The sequence below is a fragment of the Winogradskyella sp. 266wxhm genome, from assembly GCF_058964685.1.
Window position 1 is genome coordinate 3,674,650 of record NZ_CM179559.1, and the last position, 24,212, is coordinate 3,698,861.

General features: G+C 32.7%; 21 protein-coding genes. 13 read left to right on the forward strand and 8 right to left on the reverse strand.

Annotation, left to right across the window (positions count from 1 at the left end; translation table 11 throughout):
• Positions 1 to 45 precede the first annotated feature (45 nt).
• The 3 genes from AC2H4K_RS16640 to AC2H4K_RS16650 all read right to left on the reverse strand — a co-directional run bounded on the left by AC2H4K_RS16640 (position 46) and on the right by AC2H4K_RS16650 (position 2,558).
• A complete protein-coding gene (locus AC2H4K_RS16640; protein ID WP_281139407.1) occupies positions 46 to 876 on the reverse strand; it encodes a sugar nucleotide-binding protein in 831 nt (276 codons plus the stop codon).
• A 26-nt stretch (positions 877 to 902) separates the two neighbouring features.
• Complete coding sequence (gene gcvT / locus AC2H4K_RS16645) at positions 903 to 1,985, reverse strand: glycine cleavage system aminomethyltransferase GcvT (protein WP_281139406.1); 1,083 nt, start codon at positions 1,983 to 1,985, stop codon at positions 903 to 905.
• A 63-nt stretch (positions 1,986 to 2,048) separates the two neighbouring features.
• Positions 2,049 to 2,558, reverse strand: coding sequence for a DUF421 domain-containing protein (locus tag AC2H4K_RS16650; protein WP_281139405.1), 510 nt, complete (start codon positions 2,556 to 2,558; stop codon positions 2,049 to 2,051).
• Between the two features lie 165 nt (positions 2,559 to 2,723).
• Here AC2H4K_RS16650 and AC2H4K_RS16655 point away from each other — a divergent pair, with 165 nt between their 5' ends.
• Together AC2H4K_RS16655 and AC2H4K_RS16660 are read left to right on the forward strand one after the other, a co-directional pair.
• Positions 2,724 to 3,041 carry a four-helix bundle copper-binding protein gene (locus tag AC2H4K_RS16655; RefSeq protein ID WP_281139404.1) on the forward strand — a complete coding sequence of 106 codons (318 nt, stop codon included), beginning with the start codon at positions 2,724 to 2,726 and terminating at the stop codon, positions 3,039 to 3,041.
• Between the two features lie 11 nt (positions 3,042 to 3,052).
• On the forward strand, positions 3,053 to 4,579 hold the full coding sequence (locus AC2H4K_RS16660; RefSeq protein ID WP_281139403.1) for a GH3 family acyl-acid amido synthetase: 1,527 nt from the start codon (positions 3,053 to 3,055) through the stop codon (positions 4,577 to 4,579).
• On the opposite strand, the gene AC2H4K_RS16665 is transcribed toward AC2H4K_RS16660, so the two are convergent.
• Positions 4,576 to 5,139 carry a hypothetical protein gene (locus tag AC2H4K_RS16665; protein WP_281139402.1) on the reverse strand — a complete coding sequence of 188 codons (564 nt, stop codon included), beginning with the start codon at positions 5,137 to 5,139 and terminating at the stop codon, positions 4,576 to 4,578. The two genes, AC2H4K_RS16660 and AC2H4K_RS16665, sit on opposite strands and share 4 nt — an antisense overlap.
• A 199-nt stretch (positions 5,140 to 5,338) precedes the next feature.
• Between AC2H4K_RS16665 and AC2H4K_RS16670 the strand changes: the two genes are divergently transcribed.
• Entirely contained in the window at positions 5,339 to 6,601 is a 1,263-nt protein-coding gene (locus tag AC2H4K_RS16670) for a putative DNA modification/repair radical SAM protein (protein ID WP_281139401.1), read from the forward strand.
• A complete protein-coding gene (locus tag AC2H4K_RS16675; RefSeq protein WP_281139400.1) occupies positions 6,602 to 7,375 on the forward strand; it encodes a TIGR03915 family putative DNA repair protein in 774 nt (257 codons plus the stop codon).
• On the opposite strand, the gene AC2H4K_RS16680 is transcribed toward AC2H4K_RS16675, so the two are convergent.
• Together AC2H4K_RS16680 and AC2H4K_RS16685 are read right to left on the reverse strand one after the other, a co-directional pair.
• Positions 7,372 to 9,093 (reverse strand): FAD/NAD(P)-binding protein, encoded by a 1,722-nt coding sequence (locus tag AC2H4K_RS16680; RefSeq protein WP_281139399.1) that lies wholly within the window; start codon positions 9,091 to 9,093, stop codon positions 7,372 to 7,374. The two genes, AC2H4K_RS16675 and AC2H4K_RS16680, sit on opposite strands and share 4 nt — an antisense overlap.
• Before the next feature lie 66 nt (positions 9,094 to 9,159).
• Positions 9,160 to 9,654 carry a hypothetical protein gene (locus AC2H4K_RS16685; protein ID WP_281139398.1) on the reverse strand — a complete coding sequence of 165 codons (495 nt, stop codon included), beginning with the start codon at positions 9,652 to 9,654 and terminating at the stop codon, positions 9,160 to 9,162.
• Positions 9,655 to 9,795: 141 nt separating this feature from the next.
• Here AC2H4K_RS16685 and AC2H4K_RS16690 point away from each other — a divergent pair, with 141 nt between their 5' ends.
• Positions 9,796 to 12,723, forward strand: a complete 2,928-nt coding sequence (locus AC2H4K_RS16690; RefSeq protein ID WP_281139397.1) for an FAD-binding and (Fe-S)-binding domain-containing protein — start codon at positions 9,796 to 9,798, stop codon at positions 12,721 to 12,723.
• Here the strand turns inward: AC2H4K_RS16690 and AC2H4K_RS16695 are convergent.
• Complete coding sequence (locus AC2H4K_RS16695; protein WP_281139396.1) at positions 12,715 to 13,566, reverse strand: UDP-2,3-diacylglucosamine diphosphatase; 852 nt, start codon at positions 13,564 to 13,566, stop codon at positions 12,715 to 12,717. The genes AC2H4K_RS16690 and AC2H4K_RS16695 overlap by 9 nt on opposite strands.
• A gap of 210 nt (positions 13,567 to 13,776) precedes the next feature.
• Between AC2H4K_RS16695 and aroC the strand changes: the two genes are divergently transcribed.
• From aroC to AC2H4K_RS16735, 8 genes are all read left to right on the forward strand, one after another.
• Positions 13,777 to 14,850 carry a chorismate synthase gene (aroC, locus tag AC2H4K_RS16700; RefSeq protein WP_281139395.1) on the forward strand — a complete coding sequence of 358 codons (1,074 nt, stop codon included), beginning with the start codon at positions 13,777 to 13,779 and terminating at the stop codon, positions 14,848 to 14,850.
• 40 nt (positions 14,851 to 14,890) lie between these two features.
• Complete coding sequence (locus AC2H4K_RS16705; RefSeq protein WP_281139394.1) at positions 14,891 to 16,336, forward strand: dicarboxylate/amino acid:cation symporter; 1,446 nt, start codon at positions 14,891 to 14,893, stop codon at positions 16,334 to 16,336.
• Between the two features lie 62 nt (positions 16,337 to 16,398).
• Complete coding sequence (gene gshB / locus AC2H4K_RS16710) at positions 16,399 to 17,436, forward strand: glutathione synthase (RefSeq protein WP_281139393.1); 1,038 nt, start codon at positions 16,399 to 16,401, stop codon at positions 17,434 to 17,436.
• Between the two features lie 10 nt (positions 17,437 to 17,446).
• Complete coding sequence (locus AC2H4K_RS16715) at positions 17,447 to 18,259, forward strand: sulfurtransferase (protein WP_281139392.1); 813 nt, start codon at positions 17,447 to 17,449, stop codon at positions 18,257 to 18,259.
• A gap of 7 nt (positions 18,260 to 18,266) precedes the next feature.
• On the forward strand, positions 18,267 to 18,602 hold the full coding sequence (locus tag AC2H4K_RS16720) for a hypothetical protein (protein WP_281139391.1): 336 nt from the start codon (positions 18,267 to 18,269) through the stop codon (positions 18,600 to 18,602).
• Positions 18,602 to 19,639 (forward strand): RDD family protein, encoded by a 1,038-nt coding sequence (locus tag AC2H4K_RS16725; RefSeq protein WP_281139390.1) that lies wholly within the window; start codon positions 18,602 to 18,604, stop codon positions 19,637 to 19,639. The genes AC2H4K_RS16720 and AC2H4K_RS16725 overlap by 1 nt, the downstream gene beginning before the upstream one ends.
• Complete coding sequence (locus AC2H4K_RS16730; protein WP_281139389.1) at positions 19,639 to 20,469, forward strand: N-formylglutamate amidohydrolase; 831 nt, start codon at positions 19,639 to 19,641, stop codon at positions 20,467 to 20,469. The genes AC2H4K_RS16725 and AC2H4K_RS16730 overlap by 1 nt, the downstream gene beginning before the upstream one ends.
• Positions 20,469 to 21,629 carry a peptidase MATCAP family protein gene (locus tag AC2H4K_RS16735; RefSeq protein ID WP_281139388.1) on the forward strand — a complete coding sequence of 387 codons (1,161 nt, stop codon included), beginning with the start codon at positions 20,469 to 20,471 and terminating at the stop codon, positions 21,627 to 21,629. The genes AC2H4K_RS16730 and AC2H4K_RS16735 overlap by 1 nt, the downstream gene beginning before the upstream one ends.
• A gap of 282 nt (positions 21,630 to 21,911) precedes the next feature.
• Here AC2H4K_RS16735 and AC2H4K_RS16740 read toward each other — a convergent pair whose 3' ends face one another.
• The gene (locus tag AC2H4K_RS16740; RefSeq protein ID WP_493742639.1) at positions 21,912 to 24,038 is read right to left on the reverse strand and encodes a DUF4139 domain-containing protein; all 2,127 of its coding nucleotides are present in this window, start codon (positions 24,036 to 24,038) and stop codon (positions 21,912 to 21,914) included.
• Positions 24,039 to 24,212 lie beyond the last annotated feature (174 nt).

Genomic DNA, 24,212 nt, shown 5'->3' on the forward strand with positions numbered 1-24,212 from the left:
AATAAGTTTATCGAAAAGTACTAAATATGAAGCGTATAGACAAGCTTATTTCTGAAGTTCTTCTAAAACCGTAGAACTGGTAATTTGTAAGTGTTTTGGTAATTTATTAAACTTTGGTAATACGGCTAAATATCGGTCTTCATTTGTGGTGTAGACTTGTTTTAGGATTACTTTTTTATCTGAAATAAAACTAAGTACATCTTTTATAAAGTCGTCGTGATGCACTAAATCTGTACTGCCCAAGTGAAAAACACCATGCTTATTTCTGTTAATGATATAATGAATTTGTTGTGTCACTTTTTTATCTAATGTCACATTCATTATAAGATTAGGAAATACTTCTATAGGTTCTTTATCGGAAATTAATTGTTTTATTTCTAGTATTCTTGGGCTTTTAGAACCAAAAACCATTGGTAATCTTAAAACAGCAACTTGCTTTTTGGGTAAGCGCAATAGCATGTTTTCTATTTTGATTTTGAAATGACCATAAATACTATGACTTAGCGTTTTGTCTAGCTCATAACTGGGGAATTTACTGTAAGCATCAAAAGCATTAGCAGAAGACAAGAATATAATTTTACATCCAGATTCAATAACATACTCCGTTATGTGTTGATGCGCAATGGTCTGTGCATGAAAATCACCACGAAGTGCTGAGATAATAATAGATGGTTTGCAGGCTTCCAATATTTCATAAACATCATCTTCTTCAACATTATATTGAAAAAACTGTTTATTCTTTTCAAACTCTTTTTTAGGTGTTCTATAAGTCCCAAAAGTTCTAAAGTAAGGTCCTAATTCTTTATATATAGCATTGCCTAAATAGCCACTAGCACCAAGTATAAGTATGCGATGTTTATTTAAATCCTGCTTCATTAATCAATCGACACTTAAAAATGACATTACCCTTTGTAAAATGGTAATTTCACAACAGTTGCAGGAATTGCTTTTTTACGAACTTGAATATGGATCTTGCTTCCAAAATCTGAAAACACAGGAGATACATATCCTAAACCGATGCCTTTTTTAAGAGAAGGAGACATTGTTCCAGAAGTTACTTTTCCTATTTGCTTCCCGTTAGAATCAACAATATCGTAACCTTGTCTTGGAATTCCTTTTTCGTCCAATTCAAAAGCTATCAATTTTCTGTTTAAAATATGTTTTTTCGATTCGGCAAGGTTATCAGAGTTGGTGAATTGCTTTGTGAATTTGACAATCCAGCCTAATCCAGCTTCAAAGGGTGATGTTGTATCATCTATATCATTACCGTAAAGGCTGTAACCCATTTCTAGACGAAGTGTATCTCTTGCAGCTAAACCAATAGGTTTTATGCCATAAGCAGCACCAGCTTCAAACACTTTATCCCAGATTTGTTTTACTTCAGAGTTTTTACAGTAAATCTCAAAACCACCACTTCCGGTATAACCCGTAGCAGAAATAATTACGTGCTCAATTCCTGCAAAATCACCAACTACGAAATTGTAGAATTTTATTTCAGATAAATCATGACTAGTTAATGCTTGCATAGCTTCTACAGCTTTTGGACCTTGAATAGCTAATAGAGAATAATCTTCGCTTAAATCTCGTAATGTTGCACCAACATCATTTTTAGAGCTTATAAAGTCCCAATCTTTTTGAATGTTACTTGCATTTACCACTAATAAGTAAGTGTCTTCTTTAACTCTGTAGACGATTAAATCGTCAACAATTCCACCAGTTTCATTTGGTATACAGCTGTATTGTGCTTTTCCAACCGTTAGTTTTGAAGCATCATTACTGGTTACTTTTTGAACTAGCTCTAGAGCATTTGGTCCTTCAACCAAAAATTCACCCATGTGAGAGACATCAAAAACACCAACAGCACTTCTTACCGTTTCATGTTCAATATTTACACCTTCGTATTGTACTGGCATATTGTAACCTGCAAAAGGAACCATTTTAGCTCCAAGAGCAATGTGAGTATCGGTAAGCGCTGTATTTTTCATTGTGATTATATTTTGATGACTAAAAAATTGATGCGCAAAATTAATGAATTTTATGAGGAACTTTTAAAAATCGAGCAACCAATCATCAACCTTTTTATCTTCAGAACCATGAAGCACTGATATATCACCTGTAGATTCAAATACAACAGCTTTAACTTCAGAAATCTGTATAACATTGGCTTCTCTAAGTTTGGCTTTTAAATCTGAAATAGTGACTTTACATTTCTTTAAGTTGTCTTCTAGAATCTCACCATTTTTCATTAATAAGGTAGGTTTATTGTCTGTTAGTTTTCGGATGGTTTCCCACCGTCTTCCATATGCAACACTTATTTGAATTATATATAATATCAGAAGACCAATAATACCATCTTGAAGCACAACAGATTTGGATAATATGGTTGAAGCTAGTATTGAACCAATTGCAACGGTAATCGCAAAATCAAAACTAGACATTTTGGAGAAACTTCGTTTACCGCTTAATCGTGTTAATAAAACGAGTGCAATGTAAATTCCTAATGCCGTTAATATTATAGCTGATAAAGTAATATTGTTTGTAGTAAACCATTCTTTCATTCTGAATTGATTTAAAAGTTAAAACATCTATGATTTTGTTTAATTTATAAAATTTCAATGAACAACACTTTGTATTTATTAAATGGGTCAAGAGTTTTATGGATAGTATTATCAATTGACAGTTTATCACTATAATTTCGTGTAGTATAACTAATCAAATATATTATGAATAGCGCATATCAAAAATGTATAGAAGCCTGTCAAAAATGTTTAATCGATTGCCAAAACTGTTTGGTTGAAATGGCAGGTATGGAAAGTATGAACGACTGTCCAAAATGTTGTGTACAGTGTGTTGATGCTTGTTATATTTGTATAAAGATGATGGCTGCAGATAGTGCTTATGCAAAGCAATATTCTTTGTTGTGTGCTGAAATATGTGAGTATTGTGCAGACCATTGTAGTGCACATCATCATGAACATTGTAAAGTTTGTGAAGAATCTTGTAGAGCGTGTGCAGAAGAATGTAGAAAAATAGCAGCTTAAAAAAATTCAAAATGGCATTTATCGGACATATCATTAAAGGAGCAATTTATCTCAAAGACTTTGTTTCGAAAGAGGTGAATCATGTTGAAGCTCAAAAAAATGTACTTAAAGATTTATTGACAAAAGCAAAAGATACCCAATTCGGTAAGCATTATGATTTTAAAACAATTTTAGAGTCTGATGAAGTTGAAACAGTTTTTGCGAAACAGATTCCATATTTTGATTACAATAAAATTAATGAGGCTTGGTGGCATAAGTTGCATGAAGGTGAGTCTGATGTTACTTGGCCAGGGAATCCTAATTATTTTGCATTGAGTTCTGGTACTACAGGAAAAACCAGCAAACGAATTCCTGTGACTGATGAAATGATTGAAGCCATTAGGCAAGCAGGAATAAAACAAGTTTTTGCTCTCAAGAACTTTGATTTACCAGCAGATTTCTTTGAAAAAGATATCATGATGTTGGGAAGCTCAACAGATTTACAGGAAAACAATGATCATCTCGAAGGAGAAATTAGTGGTATTAGTGCTAGTAATATTCCGTCGTGGTTTAGTGGTTATTATAAACCTGGAAAAGACGTTGCTAAAATAGATGATTGGGATGAACGTGTACAAACTATTGCGGAAAGAGCAGAGGAGTGGGATATAGGAGCGTTGAGCGGAATTCCGTCGTGGATAGAACTAATGCTTCAAAAAGTGATTGAACATCATGATTTGAAAAACATACATGAAATTTGGCCGAATCTTCAAGTTTATACTTCAGGAGGTGTCGCTTTTGGGCCTTATGAAAAAAGTTTTAATGCTTTGATGGGCAAACCAGTTACCGTCATAGATACCTATTTGGCTTCAGAAGGTTATATAGCAACTCAAGTGCGTCCCGAAACTGACGCTATGCAATTGAATACAGATAATGGTATTTATTTTGAATTTGTACCATTCAAACCTGAATATATTAATGAAGACGGCTCACTTACAGACGAAGCACCTTCGTTAACTTTAGCGGAAGTTGAAACGAATCAAGATTATGCATTAATTATAAGCACAGTGAGTGGAGCTTGGCGTTATCTTATTGGTGATACCATCGAATTTACAGATGTTGAACGTGCTGAAATCAAAATCACAGGACGAACTAAATTTTTTTTAAATACCGTAGGTTCGCAATTGTCGGTAAATAAAATGGATGCTGCTATGCGAGAACTGGAAGAGCAGTTTAAAACTAAAATTCCTGAATATACCATTTGTGCAAAGCGAAGTGAAGAGGATGGTGAATTTTATCATTATTGGTATTTGGGTTCGGAAATTGAAAATCCCGATGAAGAATCTGTGGCTAATGCTCTTGATGAAGCACTAAAAAACGCGAATAAAAATTACAAAGTAGCAAGAAGTAAAGCTTTAAAAGGAGTAAAAGTAAAAGTCATTTCGCCTGAAGTTTTTTACGACTGGAACGCACATAACAAAAAGAAAGGTGGACAAGTAAAAATGGAACGCGTTATGAATGAAGACAAATTCAAAGATTGGGAGGATTTTGTTAATAATTAATTGGCTTGAAGCAGGTCTTCTCGTTCTTTCACTAACTCTATAATTTCTTCAGGAGACAAATAATATCTTTTTATTCTGTCTTTATAAGTTTGATTAATATCGGCATTATTTAATATGAAATCTTTCGTTTTCAGAATGTAAGATTCCATACCTTGATTTACTGCAAAAGAATCCGCAGCTCTTTCTGCTTCAACAATATGATTTTGAGAGAGTAAGTAGTTAATTCCAAACCAAACTAGATTAAAATTACTTCTATTTTGATAATCTAAAATATGACCTAACTCATGACCAATCCAACCCACAAATATATCTGAAGGCATATCAACAGTTTTAAATTCTTTATCAGATATTTTGAATTTCTCACTTATTAAAATTACATAACGTCTATTCTTTTTACTTCTAAAGAAACTACCAAAAGTAGGTCTGGCCTGCATTGTAGATTTTTTTATGTTTTTTTTGAACTTGAATTCTATATGTGTGCTATCCAATTGCGGATAATAATCCAAAGCTTTGTTTACTTGTGTTTCAATATTTTTTGGAATTATATGCTGTGCACTCATAAAATTTAATGTCGATATTATAAAAAAGGTTAAAAAATGTAATCTCATAGTCTATCAATGAATATAAGGTTTTCAAGAGTTTTATACCAGTTTTTATGATATACTTTAACATTTGATTACTACAAATGTCAGCAATAAAAAACTATAATTGTTAGTATTTTTGTGTTGGTAGAAATTTATTCAATAAAGTAGTCTCAAATTGTCATTTCAGCGTATACAAGAAAAACTTAAAATCTTAGCCGATGCTGCTAAGTATGATGTTTCATGTTCTTCAAGTGGAAGTAAAAGAACAAATACTAACAAAGGTTTGGGTGATTCTTCAGGTATGGGAATTTGTCATTCTTATACTGAGGATGGCAGATGTGTGTCTTTGTTGAAAATTCTACTAACTAACCACTGTATTTTCGATTGTGCTTATTGTGTCACTAGAAAAAGTAATGACATTAAGCGTGCTGCTTTTAAGGTTCAAGAAGTGGTGGATTTAACTATTAATTTTTATCGCAGGAATTACATCGAAGGCTTGTTTTTAAGTTCAGGGATTTTTAAAAATGCCGATTATACAATGGAGCGTTTGGTAGCTGTGGCGAAGAAACTACGAAAAGAGGAAAATTTCAATGGCTACATTCATTTAAAATCTATTCCTGGAGCTTCTGATGAATTAATGCGAGAAGCAGGTTTGTATGCAGATCGATTGAGTGTGAATATTGAAATCCCAACAGAATCTGGTCTTAAAAAATTAGCTCCTGATAAGAATAGAGAGGATTTTATTAAACCAATGGCTAAAGTGAAAAATGAAATTATTCAATATAAAGCCGAAAAGAAAATCATAAGAAGCACTCCAAAATATGCTCCTGCAGGACAAAGTACACAGATGATTATTGGAGCAAGTGGAGAGAATGATTTTCAAATTATGCAAACCTCAAATCATTTTTATAGAAACTTTAATTTAAAACGGGTTTACTATTCGGGTTATGTCCCAATAAGTTATGATGATAGGTTGCCTAAAATAGGTAGTGAAGTGCCTATGCTTAGAGAAAATAGATTGTATCAAACTGATTGGTTAATGCGATTTTATGGTTTTGATGTTAGTGAAATTCTGAATGAACAACACCAACACCTAGACTTAGACATAGATCCTAAATTGAGTTGGGCTTTACGTAATTTACATGAATTTCCTGTAGATGTCAACACTGCTGATAAACGTATGTTGGCTAGAATTCCAGGTCTGGGCATGCGATCGGTTCATAAAATATTGAATGCAAGGCGCTTTAGAAGATTGAATTGGGAACACCTCAAAAAGATTGGTGTAGCACTTAATAGAGCAAAATACTTCATGGTTTGTGACAGCAATCAGTTTGAAAAACGAGATTTGACTTCTGAAAAAATTAAAGGTTATATTTTACAAAATTCAAATAGTAAATATAGAACAACGTTAAGTAATCAATTGAGTTTATTTGGATAGATGCAATCAAAAACTTTAATATATGACGGAACTTTTGATGGCTTATTGTGTGCTGTCTTTCATGTCTATGAGTATAAGTTAAAGGATGTAACTATTAAGAATAAATTTTCTGTGCAATCACAATTATTTTCTGATAATGAAAATATTATAACGGAAACTGAAAAAGCCAATCGTGTTTGGAATGGCATTAAAAATAAAACAAGCAGAACAGGTAGTTACCAATTGTACTATACTTTTTTGAGTGAAAGAGAAGGTGTTGAAAATATAATGTTAGATGCTATTCGATATATTCTTAGTTCAAGAATAAATAGCGACAAAGATTATTCTCATCCTTCTATTTTACAAGTAGCTCAAATTGCAAAAATGGTAGGAAGGGAAAAGCATAGAATGGAAGCATTTGTAAGGTTTAAACTGACTAAAGATCATATTTATTTTGCCAATATAGAACCTGATTTTAATGTGTTGCCACTTATCATTAAACATTTTAAAAGTCGATACGCAGATCAAAAATGGTTGATTTATGATATTAAGCGCGCTTATGGTATTTACTATGACTTAGAAAATGCTGAAATCATGAATATTGAACTGCCTTCTGGTTTCAATTTTTCAAAAACGGATAGCGATTATTTTTCAGAGGAAGAGTTTGAATTTCAAAAGTTATGGCAAGATTATTTTAAAAGTACCAATATAGAATCACGAAAAAACATGAAGTTGCATACACGACATGTGCCAAAACGCTATTGGAAATATTTAAGCGAAAAACAGCCTGATTAACTTTCTGACACCTTTTCAGAATAAGCTTTTGCCCAATTATCAATTCGAGATCCAAAACATTCCAAAATTGCATCGACACCAATAACACTACCTTTTGCTAAACGACCTAAAACGGCAATGTTGACTTTATTCTTTTTGTTTTCGGTTTCAACGTAAGCATTTTCATCTGTTTCTATACCGAGTTTAGAATGTATTGGTGAAATTAAATCGTGTTGTAAAAGGTTTGTGACTAAAGGTGAATTCACTTCCAATAGTTTTGGAGAATCGAGAACACTATTAATCATTATGTTTACATTCTTGCGGTCTTGACTTTCATTGGTAAGTCGCCAACCATGGTTTTCTAGCTCAATATCTGGATTATTAACAAAATTTAAATTTAAAATTCCAGCGTCCACCAAAGCCAATAGTTGTTGCATGCTTTCTATTGGTGGTCCATAAGAGTAGCGTTTACTTTGTTCGTCTTGAGCAATCACATCTTCTATGATTTCAGGTTTTAGATTTGCATAAGAAAAAGCATCATAGAGTGTTGGTTGGCAATGTCGCCAAACCTGACCAACACAATAGTCTAAAGTGATTTTAGTTTCACCCAAAGCCATTTCAATATAACTTTTAATAAGATTGTAAGTGCTGATATTGTTGTTTTGTAGTGTTGGGTGTTGATGGTCTTTGTTTTGTAACCAATTCAATACTACGGATTCAATTTCCTTTTTTTCATAATTATGACTTACAGCTTTGTCTCCTAAATCAAGAAAAACTCTGGAGCTAATTTCAGCTATAGGTTTTATCAAAAAGTCAATAGTATTAAAGTTTTTGCTGGTTTGTGCTACAGAAGTAATTGAAGTTTTAAAATATTCTAGTTCTTCATCTGTTGGTTTGTACCAATTATCAATATGTTCATTTAATGGTTTTGGAACTAGAGGTAAACCATCTAAAGAGAAAGGCACAATTTGAAGTTGTTGATCTTTAACTTTGTAATATAAGGTTTCAAAAGTCTGATCATCTGTGATTTTGAAATTACCAAAATCGTTTATGGTAAGGTAACGCATTACATCTATCAAAGAGAGTCCAAAACCTCTAATACCAATTGAAATGTTTGTTTGGTTCTTTATGTCTTTAAATAGAGATACTGGATATGTATTCTCGTAAACTTTGATCTCAGTGTTTGATTTTGAATGTTCAATCCATTCATTGAGCTGTTCAGAATTTTTTGTTGATTGATGACCAATGCTTAAAAGCACGTCATCTACTTTCCAAACTTTATTGTCTGATGATAGCGCTAGTTTATTGTTTTCTAAATCAATAGATTTAATGGAAGTCTTAAAGAGTTCAAAACCTGATTTAGATTTTAAAACATCAATTATTGAGTTGGCGCGTTCCGAAAGGTATTTACCCACTTTTTTTCTAGGAGGAAAGGTATCTGGCTCTAGTTCATTTTGGGAGAATTCACACCATTGATGATAAGAAGGAAACTGTGGAATTATAGTATTTCTATATACAATTTTAGGTCTTGACGGTAAGTCTACCAAGGCACGTTCTGTTATATTTATAAGATTGCTATTTGGTTGATCCTTGTTCCAAGCCGCACCTGTGCCTAGTTCTGTTTTACTTTCAAAAACTAAAATATTGATCTCTTGTTTTCTCATCGCTAAATGATAAACAAGACGTTCTAAAGCATAGAGTCCACGAGGTCCAAATCCAATAATAGTTAGTGCTTTCATATGGTATTAAAAGTAATAAAAAAACCACCTTGAATAAGGTGGTCTTAAATAATATATTTCAACTAATTAAAATTGATATCTTATTCCTAATGCGATGTCAAAATCTAGATCGTCATTATCGTAGTAATCATCTCCGAAACCTAACTCAGGTCTAAAATCTAAAGATAAGATTAGTGGAATGTCAAAGTTGTATTCAATACCAACATCACCTGCTATAAATACAAATGTTTCGCTGTCATCACGACCACTAGGTACATTATCGAAGCTATAAGACGCTAAACCACCACCAGCACCTGCGTACCAGTTAAAGTTACCATCTAAGTTCCAAACCCATTGATATAATCCTGCTAACTTAAAACCGTCATAATCACTTCCACTCCTAAGTCCTAAATCTAGTTCTAGTCTATTGTTTCCTCCAAGTCCACGTTGGTAGGAGATTTCAGTTCCAAATCCGTCACTATCTCCAATTCTTAGCCCAATAGCGTTATCAGCTATTTCTTGTGCGCTGGTTACGGTTGTGAAACCTATTAATAATGCACTTAATAAAAATAATTTTCTCATAAGTTTTAAAGTTTTAATTTCTATATTTCAAACAGCAAGTAATACTGTTAATTCTACAACGGCAAATTTATGTTAAAATTGAGTTAGCACATTTTACTTTAAGATAATATTATAACACATTTCCGACAAATTTTAACACAAATGCGCTCTCCAATAACAGATAAACTTCAAAAACTAAGCACCAATTTTGAAGGTGATTTGCATTGTGATGATTTAACCAGAAAACTGTATGCGACTGATGCTTCGGTATATAGAAAATTGCCGTTAGCTGTTGCTATTCCTAAAACAAATAAGGATATAAAGTTGCTAATTGAGTTTGCAAATGAGAATGAAACGTCAATAATTCCTAGAACAGCAGGAACATCATTAGCTGGTCAATGTGTTGGTGAAGGTATTGTTGTAGATGTATCTAAACATTTTACTAAAATTTTAGATTTTAATGAAAATGATAGAACAGTTACAGTGCAACCTGGTGTGGTTAGAGATGAATTGAATAATTTCCTAAAACCTTACGGATTGTGTTTTGGACCAAATACATCAACATCTAATCGTTGTATGATTGGCGGTATGGTTGGCAATAACTCTTCAGGTACAACGTCTATTCAATATGGAGTAACGAGTGATAAGGTTTTGTCAATAAAGACAATTTTAAGTGATTGGAGTGAAGTTGAGTTCTGTAATATATCAAAGCAAGAATTTCAAGATAAGATAAAGCTCAAAACGCTTGAAGGTGCTATCTACAAAACTATTTATGAAGAATTAAAGACCGAAGAGGTACAACATCAAATCAAAGAAAACTTTCCTAAACCCAATATACATCGTAGAAATACAGGCTATGCTATTGATGAATTAGTAAATTCTGAGGTATTCATTGCATCCGAAACAAAGTTTAATATGTGTAAACTATTGGCAGGAAGTGAAGGTACACTAGCATTTACTACAGAAATAACATTGCAATTAGATCAGTTGCCACCAGAGGAAAATGCTATGGTAGCACTTCATTTTGATAGTCTAGCGAAATGTCTTAAAGCGGTAAAGGTGGTTATGCAGCATAATTTGTATACCTGTGAAATGATGGATGATAGTATCCTTAATTTAACAAAGCATAATAAAAGCCAGCAAGAAAACAGGGATTTTGTAGTTGGGAATCCGGTAGCGATCTTAATGTGTGAAATTCGTGCAAATTCTCAAGGAGAATTGAAAGACCTAATTTCAAAATTTCAAGAAACAGTAGAAGTTCTGAATATGAGTTATGCAGCTCCAATACTATTTGGAGATAATGTGAATAAAGCTGTAGAGTTGCGGAAAGCTGGCTTAGGACTTTTAGGTAACATGGTTGGTGATAAAAAAGCAGTGGCTTGTATTGAAGATACTGCTGTGGCTCTTGAGGACTTAGATAATTATATTACTGAATTCACAGAATTAATGACTTCGTTTCACCAGAATGCTGTGTATTATGCGCATGCAGGAGCTGGTGAATTGCATTTAAGGCCAATTTTGGATTTGAAGCAGTCTGGTGATGTAAAACTCTTTAGGCAAATAACAACTGAAGTCGCAAAATTGGTAAAAAAATATAATGGTTCTATGTCGGGAGAGCATGGTGATGGCATTGTGCGTGCAGAGTTTATTCCGATGATGATTGGTAATGACAATTATGAGATTTTAAAAGTAATAAAGTCTGCCTTCGATCCTAAAAATATATTTAACCCAGGGAAGATTGTAGAGGCATTACCAATGGATAAAAACCTTAGGTACGTGCCAGATAGAGTTGAGCCGCAGATTGAAACTGTATTAGATTTTTCGAATTCAGAAGGTATTCTTCGAGAAGCAGAAAAGTGTAATGGCTCTGGAGATTGTAGAAAATTACCAGAGTTTGGTGGTGTTATGTGTCCAAGTTACAGAGCAACACGAAACGAAAAAGATACCACAAGAGCACGTGCCAATGCATTACGTGAATATTTAACAAATTCCGAAAATTCCAATAAATTTAATCATACCGAATTAAAGGAAGTTTTCGATTTGTGTTTAAGTTGTAAAGCTTGTGCTAGTGAATGCCCAAGTAGTGTAGATGTGGCAAGTCTAAAAGCTGAATTTTTGTATCATTATCAAAAGGAAAATGGGGTGTCTTTAAGAACGAAATTATTCGCTTATAACAATACGTTCAATAAATATGCAAGTCGAGTTCCGAGGTTGACAAACTTTATGTTTTCTAATAGTTTTACTAGCAATATTATTAAATCTTTTAATGGAATTGCTAAAGAACGAAGCTTGCCTTTAATTTCAACAAAAAGTTTATATAAATTATTTCAAGAAATTGAAAATCAAGAAATTGAATTAAAAATAATAAAAGAGGTTTATTTGTTTAACGATGAGTTTACTAATCATCTTGATACTGAAGTCGGTGTTGATGCAATTCAACTTTTGAAACATTTAAATTATAAGGTAAATATCATTTCCCACGCTGAATCTGGTAGAGCAATGCTATCAAAAGGGCTTTTGATTGACGCAAAAAAAAGGGCCAATAAAAATGTTTCAATTTTTAAAGATTTAATCTCAGAAAAGACACCTCTTATAGGTATTGAACCTTCAGCCATTTTAACATTTAAAGATGAGTATCTAAGATTAGCGGATGATAAAGGTTCAGCTAAATCTATAGCTCAAAAGACGTTTCTAATTGAGGAATTTATTCAAAAGGAAATAGAATTAGGTAATATAACTTCAGAACAATTTACTCAAGAAACTAAAGTTATTAAATTTCATGGACATTGCCATCAAAAGGCTTTAGCCAATCAGAAATCTAGCTTTGATATTCTAAACCTTCCTGAGAACTATAAAGTCACCATAATACCAAGTGGTTGCTGTGGTATGGCTGGTAGTTTTGGCTATGAAAAAGAGCATTACGAGGTCAGTATGCAAATCGGTGAACAAACCTTATTTCCTGCCGTTAGAAAATCATCAGAAGCTATTGTTATAGCTGCTAACGGAACAAGTTGTAGACACCAAATTAAAGATGGTACAGGAAGAATAGCAAAACATCCCATTTCAATTTTAAGAGAAGCTCTACTTTGATTTTTGCTTTTTAGGTTGTTCTACTATGGTAATTGCAGCAATCAAGTCCTTAACATCCATATCTTTTAGTTCTTCATCTGCAAAGAATGGAGAAAGTTTATCACTGTTGTAGTTGTAGACTTTCCAGCGTTTAAACTGATATTCTAAAGCCGTAAAGTTTTCTACCCAATCACCAGAATTTAAGTAAGTGGTTTTACCATGTTTATTTTCTTTTATCAGCATTTTAGGCTGATGGATATGGCCACAAACCACATAATCATAACCATTTTCTATGGCTAAATCCGTAGCAACACTTTCAAAGTCGTTGATATATTTAACAGCACTTTTAACACTGTTCTTGATGCGTTTTGAAAGGGAATAACGCTCTTTTCCAAGCTTTTCTAATCCCCAGTTCACTACGCTATTTAATAATATTAATAAATCGTAACCCCAACCGCCAAGTTTGGCTAACCATTTTGCATTTTGAATTGAAATATCAAAAACGTCTCCATGAAAAAACCATGCTTTCTTCCCATCAAGATCCAAAACTAGTTTATTTACTATGGAAATATTGCCAATCTCAGCATCTGTGAACTTCCTCAGCATTTCATCATGGTTACCAGTAATGTATATTACTTCAGTACCATTGGCGGCAAAATCCATGATTTTTTTAATAACGCTAAGATGTGACTTTGGAAAGTAACGTTTTTTGAACTGCCAAATGTCAATTATATCACCATTAAGAATCAATTTCTTAGGCTCAATACTATTCAAATAGGTAAGAAGCTGTTTGGCTTGACAACCAAAAGTCCCCAAATGAACGTCAGATATAACTGCTATTTCTACTTTTCTCTTTAAATTCAAGGCAATAAATCAATAGATGCAAATTACAGGTATTGCTATTAACTAACTGTAACGCTATAATTAACTAACTATGAGTAAACTGTTATTAAATTGTTATGAGAAAAATCATGTAAAAAAGTGCTTTTCAGTATTGAAGCTATATGACAAAAATTCTAATTCGGTTTTTGTTTCTGTTAGAATAAAATTACATTAGCGTAAAATACACTTTGAATGGCAGGAAATACCTTCGGGAAATTATTTAAACTCACCACTTTTGGTGAATCGCACGGCAAAGCTATTGGTGGAATTATTGATGGCTGTCCTGCAGGAATTGAGTTGAATCTTGAAGCCATACAGCACGAATTAGATAGAAGAAAACCTGGACAATCCAAAATTGTTACACAACGAAAGGAACCTGATACAGTTGAGTTTTATTCTGGGATTTTTGAAGGGATTACAACCGGAACACCTATAGGTTTTGTTATTCATAATACCAATCAAAAATCAAAAGATTATTCGCATATCAAGGATGTGTATCGTCCTAGTCATGCCGATTATACTTACGATAAAAAATACGGAGTTAGAGACTATAGAGGTGGAGGTCGAAGCTCAGCTCGTGAGACTGCAAGTAGAGTAGTGGCAGGTGCTATTGCTAAACAGATGTTGTCTTTAATAAAAATTAATGCATTTACGTCTTCTGTTGGTGATATTTTTATAGATAAGCCTTATCAAGATTTAGATTTCGATAAGATTGAATCTAATATTATCCGTTGTCCGGACGAAGTTTCTGCTGAAAAGATGATTGCTAAAGTACAAGAAGTAAAAAAACAAGGTGACACTATTGGAGGAACTATAACCTGCGTTTTGCAGAATGTTCCTGTTGGTTTGGGAGAACCTGTTTTTGATAAACTTCATGCTGAATTAGGAAAAGCGATGTTATCCATAAACGCCGTTAAAGGTTTTGAATATGGAAGTGGCTTTTGCGGTGCAAAAATGATGGGCAGTGAGCATAACGATAAGTTTAATGAAGACGGAACCACGCAAACCAATTTGTCTGGCGGAATTCAAGGAGGCATAAGCAATGGTATGGATATTTACTTTAGAGTTGCTTTTAAGCCTGTTGCTACCACATTGCAAAAACAGGAAACTATAAATAGCAAAGGTGAAACCGTTGAAATGCAAGGTAAAGGTAGACATGATCCTTGTGTGGTGCCAAGAGCTGTACCTATTGTAGAAGCTATGGCTGCTTTGGTTTTAGCAGATTACATATTACTCCGTAGGCAAGAGTCTAACGATTGGAAATAAACGATTAACTTAAGAGATTACCGCTTTTGCGGCAAATATTATGAAGAAACTAGCATTACACTGGAAAATAATTATAGGAATGGTTCTCGGTATCATTTGGGCTTTATTATCAAGTTCAATGGGCTGGAGTCAATTTACAATAAATTGGATTGATCCTTTCGGAACTATTTTTATCAACTTATTGAAGCTTATTGCTGTTCCTTTAGTGTTGTTTTCTATTATCAGTGGTGTTGCAAATATTGGTGATCCTTCAAGTTTGGGTAGAATGGGAGGAAAGACTTTAGGAATCTATCTGGTTACAACAGTTATGGCCATTTCTCTCGGCTTATTGCTTGTTAATATTGTAAAACCAGGTAAACTTATAGATGAACAAAGTAGAATTGATAATAGAATAAGTTATGAAATATGGGCAGATGCTGAAGGTTATGAAATAAAAGATGGAATCAATTATTTGAAAGATCCTGAATTTTTCGAACGTGCTCAAGAAATATCAGAATTATCAAAAAGTGAGCTTCAAGATGCTGCAGTTGCGGATAAAATGAAAACGGTAGATAAGCAAAAGCAAACCACACCGCTTCAACCTTTAATAGATATTGTTCCTAGTAACTTTTTCTATTCATTATCTAATAATGGATTAATGCTTCAAATAATATTCTTCGCTATATTTTTTGGTGTCTGTTTATTATTTATTCCTACTGAAAAATCAGCTCCTGTTTTAAATCTTGTTGATGGCATCAATGAAGTTTTTCTTAAAATGGTTGATGTTGTTATGCAAGCAGCACCTTTTTTTGTATTTGCTCTTTTAGCCGGAGTTGTGAGTAAAATGGCAGGCGACGACATTGGTAAAGTGGTTGAGATTTTTAAAGGTTTAAGTTGGTATTCTTTAACTGTTTTAGCAGGTTTGCTTTTAATGATTTTTGTGGCTTATCCTTTAATCCTAAAGCTTTTTGTAAAGAAAATACCTTACACAGGATTTTTTAAATCCATGAGTCCAGCACAAACCTTAGCTTTTTCAACTTCTAGTAGTGCTGCAACACTTCCGGTAACTATGGAGTGTGTAGAACAAAACCTAGGAGTCAATAAGAAAATTAGCAGTTTTGTTTTACCTATTGGTGCTACGGTAAATATGGATGGAACGAGTTTATATCAAGCTGTCGCAGTTATATTTTTGGCACAAATGCACATGATAGATTTAACCATTGGTCAACAAGTTACGGTTGTGTTAACAGCAACATTGGCATCTATAGGTTCTGCAGCTGTTCCTAGTGCAGGTTTAGTTATGCTTATTATTGTGTTAAGTTCGGTAGGTCTGAATCCTGCTTGGATAGCCATAATTTTTCCTGTAGATCGTATTTTGGATATGTTTAGAACTGTGGTTAATGTTACTGGAGATGCAACAGTATGCTCAATAATTGCAGATGGAGAAAACATGTTAGATTACAGTGAGCATGATAACCCTACACAAACTTTTGATTTAGATTCATAATTTTTATATCTTCAAATATTACTTTTTAAGATTGCAATAGTAACTAACCAAAATCATAACGAATGAATATTTGCTTTATAATGTATCCTTGGGAGCAAATCGATCCCGAAAACGACACTAGTTTAACACTCATAAAAGAGTGCGTAAAACGAGGTCATGGTGTAGCAATGTGTACACCAGCAAATCTTACCATTAGAAATAGTGTCACTAATGCATTTTGTAATGTTATTGGGAGAATGGAAAAAGTTCCGCCAACTTTAAAAGCATTCTATAATAAAGCAAAGCTTCGCGAAGAAATGTTGCCTTTAGCTGGTTTTGATGCTATTTTCTTTAGAGCAAATCCACCTTTAGATCCAATTATGCTCAACTTTTTGGATTCGGTAAAGGATGATGTTTTTATTGTGAATTCTTTACAAGGTATGCGTGAAGCAAATAACAAGCTTTACACTGCTGCTTTTGGTGATGCACATAGTAACATTATACCGAATACACACGTGTCTAAGAACAAAAGGTATTTAGTAAAACAGATTAAAGATTCTAAGGCAGACAAGATGATTATAAAACCATTAAATGGTTTTGGTGGTTCTGGTGTTATTCTTATTGAAAAATCGGCCATGAGCAATATCAACTCATTGTTAGATTTTTATATTTCTAATTCTGATGGTACGTCAAACTATGTTATTCTTCAAGATTATATTGAAGGAGCAGATCAAGGTGATGTTAGAATTTTAATGCTAAACGGTGAAGCGGTAGGTGCTATGAAACGTGTTCCTGGAACTGACGATCATCGCTCTAACGTATCTGCTGGAGGAAGTGTACAAAAGCACAATCTTACCAAAGCCGAAAAGGCATTATGTAAGCAAATAGGACCTAAATTGGTTAAGGATGGACTTTATTTTGTAGGTATTGATGTTATTGGCGGTAAATTGGTTGAGGTCAACGTGATGTCTCCTGGTGGAATAACTTATATCAATAAAGTGTATAAGAATAAAATTAAAGTTGAAGAAAAAGTTATCGACTTTTTAGAAAGCAAGGTTTTAGATCAACTTCAGGCTTTTGATAGACGTGCAAGATTACGAAAAACAGTTGATGAGGCTTAATTCATTATAGATGAATTCAATTCCATTTCAAACACCTCTTGTTTCTGTTCAATGGTTGAACGAAAACATCGATTTACCTGAATTAATTGTTTTAGATGCTACAATAAATAAATCCATCGATACATCTTCAGTAAGAATTCCACATGCAAGATTTTTTGACATAAAGCAAAAATTCAGCGATGTGTCAGCTCCTTTTCCAAGCACGTTACCTTCTAAAGAACAATTTGAACAAGAAGCTCAAAGTCTAGGAATCAACAAAAATTCAATTGTCGTAGTTTATGATGATAAAGGGATTTATTCTAGTGCTAGAGCTTGGTGGCTATTCAAAACGTTTGGATTTAAAACTGTTGCTGCTTTAGATGGAGGACTGCCAGAGTGGAAAGTGCAAGGTTATAAAATAGAATCCTACTCAACTGTAATTTTTGAAAAAGGAAATTTTAAAGCTGATTTTAATTCTTACTTAATGACAGATTTTAATGGTGTTGGTGAATTTTCTAAAAATAGTGATGCTCTAATTATAGATGCACGCTCCAGTGAGCGCTTCCAATGTAAAGTAGATGAACCTCGTGAAGGTTTGAGACGAGGCACTATTCCAAATTCAGTAAATTTACCTTACACGGACTTATTTGATGGTTATACATTGAAACCGGTTAACGAATTAAAGATTATTTTAGATCATATATTTAAAAAACAAACTACATTAGTATTTAGCTGTGGCTCTGGCATTACAGCCTGTATATTAGCATTAGCGGCTACTTTATGTGATTATAAAAATCTTGTGGTCTATGATGGATCATGGACAGAATATGGAACTTTAACCTAAGCATAAAATGAAAACAATTCACTGGACAAGGGATGAACTCGTAGCATATATTCTTTTGTTTGCTGCCAATTCTGACTTTAAAGAAGACAATCGTGAACGCAACATTATCATTAAGAAAGTGGACATGAATACCTTTCAAGAAATTCATGACGAATTTGATAATGATAACGATTATCAAGGTATTAAAAAGATAATGACGAGTTTAAAACAGCACAATTACGATAAGGACGATATTGAAGTATTATTGGCAGATATAAAAACGCTTTTCTTTTCAGATGGTAAATTCAATATTAATGAACGTAATATGCTTAAAAGTTTAGAACGCTTATTTAGTACGCTATAATGAATAAACTTAATACTTGGCTTTTAAAAAACACCTTTTGGATTTTACTTTATTTAGCGATTTCAGGTTTATTATTTCAATTTGTAGATATACTTAATTTTAAACAAGATAGTTTTATAAAGTGGATCTATTTATTTTTTGATTTTAGTTATTCAGACCTTAAGTTTTTTGATTTAGAAGTCTTTACTTTTAAACGTAATTTAGAAGGTGGTTCTTATTATTATATAAGTTACTTAGACATTGTATTTTATGTACTGTTTATAATTTCTGTAGTAGTATATAAATTATCAAACTATAGAGAAACAAAAGTGATTCAGTTTTGCCTAAGTGTTATCTCACTGTTTACAATCTTATCCTTTTTGTATCAAGTTTATGTATTGTTTATCTTTTTTGAAGTAAAAGGCTTTTTAGGAATACTGTTTTTATTAAAAGCAGTATTTATGTTTTATGTGTGTTATTTCTATCTAAAGACATGGAAGGCAGAGCTAGAATATATACAGTCCAAAGAAAATCAATTATCTGATTTCAAAACTTTCCAATTGAAACCAGCAAGTAAATGGAAAAGATTAGCACATCACATTATAGATATCTTTTTGATTTTAAGTATATTTTCTAAATATATTTTTGATTTCCATGTTAGTACTTTAATACAAGATTTTCAAAGTTTAGTTGGAGAGAACATTGCTGGTTGGATAGTCTTTTTTGTGTTCACCACAACGTACTACTTAATTTTTGAAGCCTTGTTTAAGGCAACACCCGCAAAATATTTAACACAAACCAGCGTGGTAAGTCTAGAAGAAAAACCGGTTAGTTTCTTAAATATTTTAAGGAGAACATTAAGCAGGAAGATTCCTTTTGAAGGATTTTCATTTTTAGGAAAAATAGGTTTGCACGATAGTTTATCAAAAACAACAGTTGCAGAGCAGGTGAAAGAACCTTCAAAATATAAAGTTTTCTATATAGTCTTTATAACCCTCTTTGTATTGTTTTTTTTGTATAAAATTCTTGTAGTGTTTCATTTTATTTACGGTTTCTAATGGAAAAGTTAAGTGTTCAACAAATTATAGAATGTATAAATAGCGAACAGTGTTTTCATGCTGTTGCTGAAGATTATTCCTTTACTTTAAAGATAGACGAATACGTACCTTATGCTTGTGCAGCAGTGCATGATGGTCATCAATTTAGAAAAGACCTTTGGGACAATTGTCTACATTCAGAATACGACAGATGGTATGAGGAAGATCCTGAGACTAAAAACATGATTATTTCGCATCCTATAGTCATTGCAGGATGTAATTCTAGATTTGAATATGATTTAAATCGTGATCCGGAAAATGCTGTTTTCGATACCGCTTGGGGAAAACAACTTTGGAAAAATCCATTACCAGAATTAGAGAAAGCTAAAAGTCTAAAAAAGCATCAGAGTTTTTACAACGTCGTGGAAACGCTTATATCTAAATTAGAAGAAAAATTTGGAGTCTGTGTAGTTTATGACATGCACAGTTATAACTGGAAACGCTGGGATAGAGAAGTGCCAACATGGAATTTAGGAACTTCTAATATTGACAACGATAGGTTTGGAGATGAAGTTGGACGTTGGAGAAGCTATTTGGAATCTATAAAATTTCCGCATAACATTAAGCAAACTGCAAAAGTCAATGATACCTTTCAAGGTAATGGATATTTCTTAAAATTTATTACCAATAACTTCAAGAATACCTTAGTTTTGGCAACCGAAATTGCAAAGGTGTATTGTGATGAATATCAACAGATCATTTATCCTGAAGTAGTTTCTACAGTAGAGGAACAACTTAAAATACTTTTGCCAAAGCATGCAGCAGAATTTTACAAAAATTTTAAAAACTAATGTCCCAAATTAAAGCAACGGATGAGTTTCATGATTTGTTTGATATTGATGCTAACCTCAATAGGTTGGTTAAAAATATTGAACTGCTTAATTACATTAACCCGTTAAATATAGCTTCAGAAAAAAAGAAATTTTATTCTTCAAAATATAACTACGAGCCAGAGTTTAAGTACCCAAAAATGCGATTTAACGGTTATAAATTGCATCGTTTATTTTTTTCACAACGATTAGAACGCATTGAAGATGATGATATCAGACAGCTTTATGAAGACATTATCTATGAATATTCTGGTTTAATTGAATGTATTGAAACTATTGGTCAAGGTCGTAAGTTTTATTTCAATAGTTTAAAAAGCTTTGGAACACCAACCGAAAAGGATATTGAAAACGCTAAGTTTATCTTACGTTTTGATGATTCTGAATTTAATGAGGAAATGCTTCCGATGTTTAGTGCTGAAGAAGCTAGAGCTTATTTTGATGAATTCTCTAAGCGTTATGATTTTGAATATAACATCAAAATATCGAATAATCTTTCTGCGGCAGCCATGGTGCTGAATAATACACAAACTTTAGTACTACGAAAAAGCCATAAATACAGTAAAAATCAATTAAAAGTATTGACAAATCATGAAATTGGTGTCCACATGGTAACCACATTCAACGGTTTGTCGCATCCACTAAAGGTGTTTTCTAACGGGTTTCCTAATAATGTAGAAACACAAGAAGGTTTAGCAGTTTATTCAGAATTTATGAGTAATTGCTTAACTATTGAGCGCTTAAAAGAGTTAGCTTTTAGAGTGATAGCTGTAGATAGTTTAAACAAGGGTTATGATTTTAGTGATACGTTTCATTTGCTACATAATCAGCATAAATTGAATAGAGATAAAGCATTTGCGATTACCTTACGCGTGCATAGAGGTGGTGGTTTTACCAAAGATCATCTTTACCTTTCAGGTTTAAGAAACGTTTATAAATACGCTAAAAAAGGAAAAGATTTAGGTGTGTTGTTAACAGGAAAAGTAAGTCAGGATTATATTCCAACCATAAAGAAAATGCAAAAGCTTGGTTTGGCTTTACCACCAAAGTATTTTACGGATGCTTATATTACAAATGATAATTCAAATCCAAATCTAGATTTTATTCTAAAAAGTTTAAAATAAATATTACGTCTGACCGACTCCGTTTGTCGAAATTTAGAAGAAGAATTTAAACTTAAATAAAAGCCTCAAAGCTTGATGTTTTATAACTTTCAGTGTAACTGAACTATTAAAAAGTTAGACATGCTTTTCTATAGAATTTGATTCATTCCCAGCTAACGGAAGCTAGGCTCAAACTGTCATTATCTTGCTTTGAGGCTTAGTTTTTTGTCATTCAGAGCGAATCGAAGAATCTTAAAAACCGAGTCGTTTTTTAGACTTCGATAGGTTCATTTTGAAAATATACTATAGATTAACCCGCTTATATTTTGGATATTTAATAGAATATGAATGTTTTACAGTTTCTGTTTCACCTGGTTTAAGGTTTAGTATCCATTTTAGGATCCCTTTTTCATCATCGTATTCTGAACTTCCTGTTTCAATATCATCTAGTTTTATGTCTTTATTTTGACTGATTGGAATGCGGTCATAAAGTGATAATTCAATATCAGATTGTTTATTGTTCTTAATTTCAATTTCGTAACCTTTGTAAATAACTTTATTGCTACCAATAAATGTGGTTTTCTTAAAATCGTTAAGCTGAGTACGCTTTACCACAATATTAGGGTCTACACCAAGAGAGATTGTTAGGCTATCTGTTGTAGCACTTGGGTTGATATTGGTTTTTCCAGAATAGCTTCCTTCAAAATAGACGTTAGCTTCAGCAGGAAGTAAATTGTATTGTTCCCAATTTCCAATTTTAGCTGTTAAGAAAACATTCTCATTAAGAACAGGTGCCGCAAAATAGTTGTAGTTAGCAGGCACATCAAATTTATCTATTTCAATAACCGTAACGTCTCCATCTGAAGGTATAGAATATTTTTTATTGATTTCAAAACGAGTGTTGGTGATTCCTGTTGCAACGGTATTTCCTAAGCAATTGATTTTACTTTCTGAACCGTTCTTTAATGTTACAACAACAACACCTTTGGCACCTCGATTCCCATATATCGATGTAGCACCTGCATCTTTTAAGACTTGTAAACTTTCTATATCATCAGTGCTAATTATATTAAACTTATCTGATGTAATAGGAATACCATCTACAATAAATAAAGGTTCATTATTACTGTCAATAGATCCTACACCTCTTAAATTAACTGTAGTATTACCACCTGGTTGACCATTTTTGTTAACTATATTTAATCCCGCTACCTGACCAGAAAGAGCTTGCGCAAATTTAGAGTTCGGTCTGTTTCCATTAGCAACAATTACAACTTCATCTAATGACTGTATATCCTCATTTAAACCCACATTCATAATACTAGAATGAATTGGCAGTTCTTCAGTCTGCATACCTACATAAGAATATACTAATGTGTTGCCTGAAGTAGTTTGCAAACTATAATTACCATCAAAATCGGTTTGCGTTCCATTAGAAGTGCCTTTTTCTATAATAGTTACACCAGGTAATGGTAAGCCATCAGTAGTAGAGGTAACAACCCCAGATACAGTTTTTACAAGTGGATTGTATTTGTAATTATAGCTTTTTGTAGCACGTTGCGATTGGTAATTACTATAGCGATTAATGAAATTGAGATATTTAGGATTGACTATAGGTTTAACATTATTTGTATTGGGATCGCTGGTAGATAGCACTAAATTCACGTTATCCCAATCACAACCAGAACTCTGATAAACATGGGCTTTATATTCAAGATTTAAAGGACTGTTTATTTTTTCTGCCTTTAAATCATAAATAGGAAACCAACCTGCATTTTTTATATTGTAACTGATGTTTAAATCTAATGCGGTATTGATGTCACTGTTGAGCTTAAGTGTTATTTCACCCGTTTGTATTTTTTCTTCAACGTTGAATTCAATAAGTTGTTTTCTTAAATCGTTTTGATTTTCTTCATGTTTAGCAATGTTCGCATTAGAGACGTTGATTGCTTTTTTAAGCTCTGTAATTCTAGTTCGATAATACGTTGCGAAGTTTTTTAATTGTTCTAGACTAACCACTTCGGTTTCATTGCCCAATCTTTTATTGCTTTGAATAAGGCTTATCTCTTCGTTATAACCAGCGATTAGCTCGTATTCACTTTCAATTTTAGTATCGAGAACTTTCATTTGGTCTTGCAACGCTGTTATAGAATCAGATTGTTTTTGCTTGGATAGATAATTAATTCCATAATTGATAGATAAAACAGAAGCATTTTTTAAGCCTGAAATTTGAATGCTACTTTCTTCAATGTGTGGTGAAAGCCCATTAAAAGTAAATTCAGTAGTCCCAGATTTAAGATTTATAGTCGATGTTCTATTGATTTCCGCTCCATCTAAATAAACTGTAACATCTGTTATATTACTTTTTTGCTGCCCTATTACTATTTGGGATATGATAAAGAATAAAAAGAGTAGTTGTTGGTTTTTCATGATGTCTTTAAATTTAGGTTTTATCCAAAACTATATGAGAATTTACCATTACTAAACTATAAATGAGTAACATGATTATATAGAGTAGTGAAGTCGGCTTATGAATTAGTTAAAAATGTAACTCATGGGTATTTTTTACATGTTAACATATTTTAACAGTTATAAATGACTTAT

What these genes read in the sequence shown, in the direction of transcription:
- AC2H4K_RS16640 (WP_281139407.1), bottom strand. Translation starts at nt 876, where the DNA reads ATGAAGCAGGATTTAAATAAACATCGCATACTTATACTTGGTGCTAGT.
- gcvT (WP_281139406.1), bottom strand. Translation starts at nt 1,985, where the DNA reads ATGAAAAATACAGCGCTTACCGATACTCACATTGCTCTTGGAGCTAAA.
- AC2H4K_RS16650 (WP_281139405.1), bottom strand. Translation starts at nt 2,558, where the DNA reads ATGAAAGAATGGTTTACTACAAACAATATTACTTTATCAGCTATAATA.
- AC2H4K_RS16655 (WP_281139404.1), top strand. Translation starts at nt 2,724, where the DNA reads ATGAATAGCGCATATCAAAAATGTATAGAAGCCTGTCAAAAATGTTTA.
- AC2H4K_RS16660 (WP_281139403.1), top strand. Translation starts at nt 3,053, where the DNA reads ATGGCATTTATCGGACATATCATTAAAGGAGCAATTTATCTCAAAGAC.
- AC2H4K_RS16665 (WP_281139402.1), bottom strand. Translation starts at nt 5,139, where the DNA reads ATGAGTGCACAGCATATAATTCCAAAAAATATTGAAACACAAGTAAAC.
- AC2H4K_RS16675 (WP_281139400.1), top strand. Translation starts at nt 6,602, where the DNA reads ATGCAATCAAAAACTTTAATATATGACGGAACTTTTGATGGCTTATTG.
- AC2H4K_RS16680 (WP_281139399.1), bottom strand. Translation starts at nt 9,093, where the DNA reads ATGAAAGCACTAACTATTATTGGATTTGGACCTCGTGGACTCTATGCT.
- AC2H4K_RS16685 (WP_281139398.1), bottom strand. Translation starts at nt 9,654, where the DNA reads ATGAGAAAATTATTTTTATTAAGTGCATTATTAATAGGTTTCACAACC.
- AC2H4K_RS16690 (WP_281139397.1), top strand. Translation starts at nt 9,796, where the DNA reads ATGCGCTCTCCAATAACAGATAAACTTCAAAAACTAAGCACCAATTTT.
- aroC (WP_281139395.1), top strand. Translation starts at nt 13,777, where the DNA reads ATGGCAGGAAATACCTTCGGGAAATTATTTAAACTCACCACTTTTGGT.
- AC2H4K_RS16705 (WP_281139394.1), top strand. Translation starts at nt 14,891, where the DNA reads ATGAAGAAACTAGCATTACACTGGAAAATAATTATAGGAATGGTTCTC.
- gshB (WP_281139393.1), top strand. Translation starts at nt 16,399, where the DNA reads ATGAATATTTGCTTTATAATGTATCCTTGGGAGCAAATCGATCCCGAA.
- AC2H4K_RS16715 (WP_281139392.1), top strand. Translation starts at nt 17,447, where the DNA reads ATGAATTCAATTCCATTTCAAACACCTCTTGTTTCTGTTCAATGGTTG.
- AC2H4K_RS16720 (WP_281139391.1), top strand. Translation starts at nt 18,267, where the DNA reads ATGAAAACAATTCACTGGACAAGGGATGAACTCGTAGCATATATTCTT.
- AC2H4K_RS16725 (WP_281139390.1), top strand. Translation starts at nt 18,602, where the DNA reads ATGAATAAACTTAATACTTGGCTTTTAAAAAACACCTTTTGGATTTTA.
- AC2H4K_RS16730 (WP_281139389.1), top strand. Translation starts at nt 19,639, where the DNA reads ATGGAAAAGTTAAGTGTTCAACAAATTATAGAATGTATAAATAGCGAA.
- AC2H4K_RS16735 (WP_281139388.1), top strand. Translation starts at nt 20,469, where the DNA reads ATGTCCCAAATTAAAGCAACGGATGAGTTTCATGATTTGTTTGATATT.
- AC2H4K_RS16740 (WP_493742639.1), bottom strand. Translation starts at nt 24,038, where the DNA reads ATGAAAAACCAACAACTACTCTTTTTATTCTTTATCATATCCCAAATA.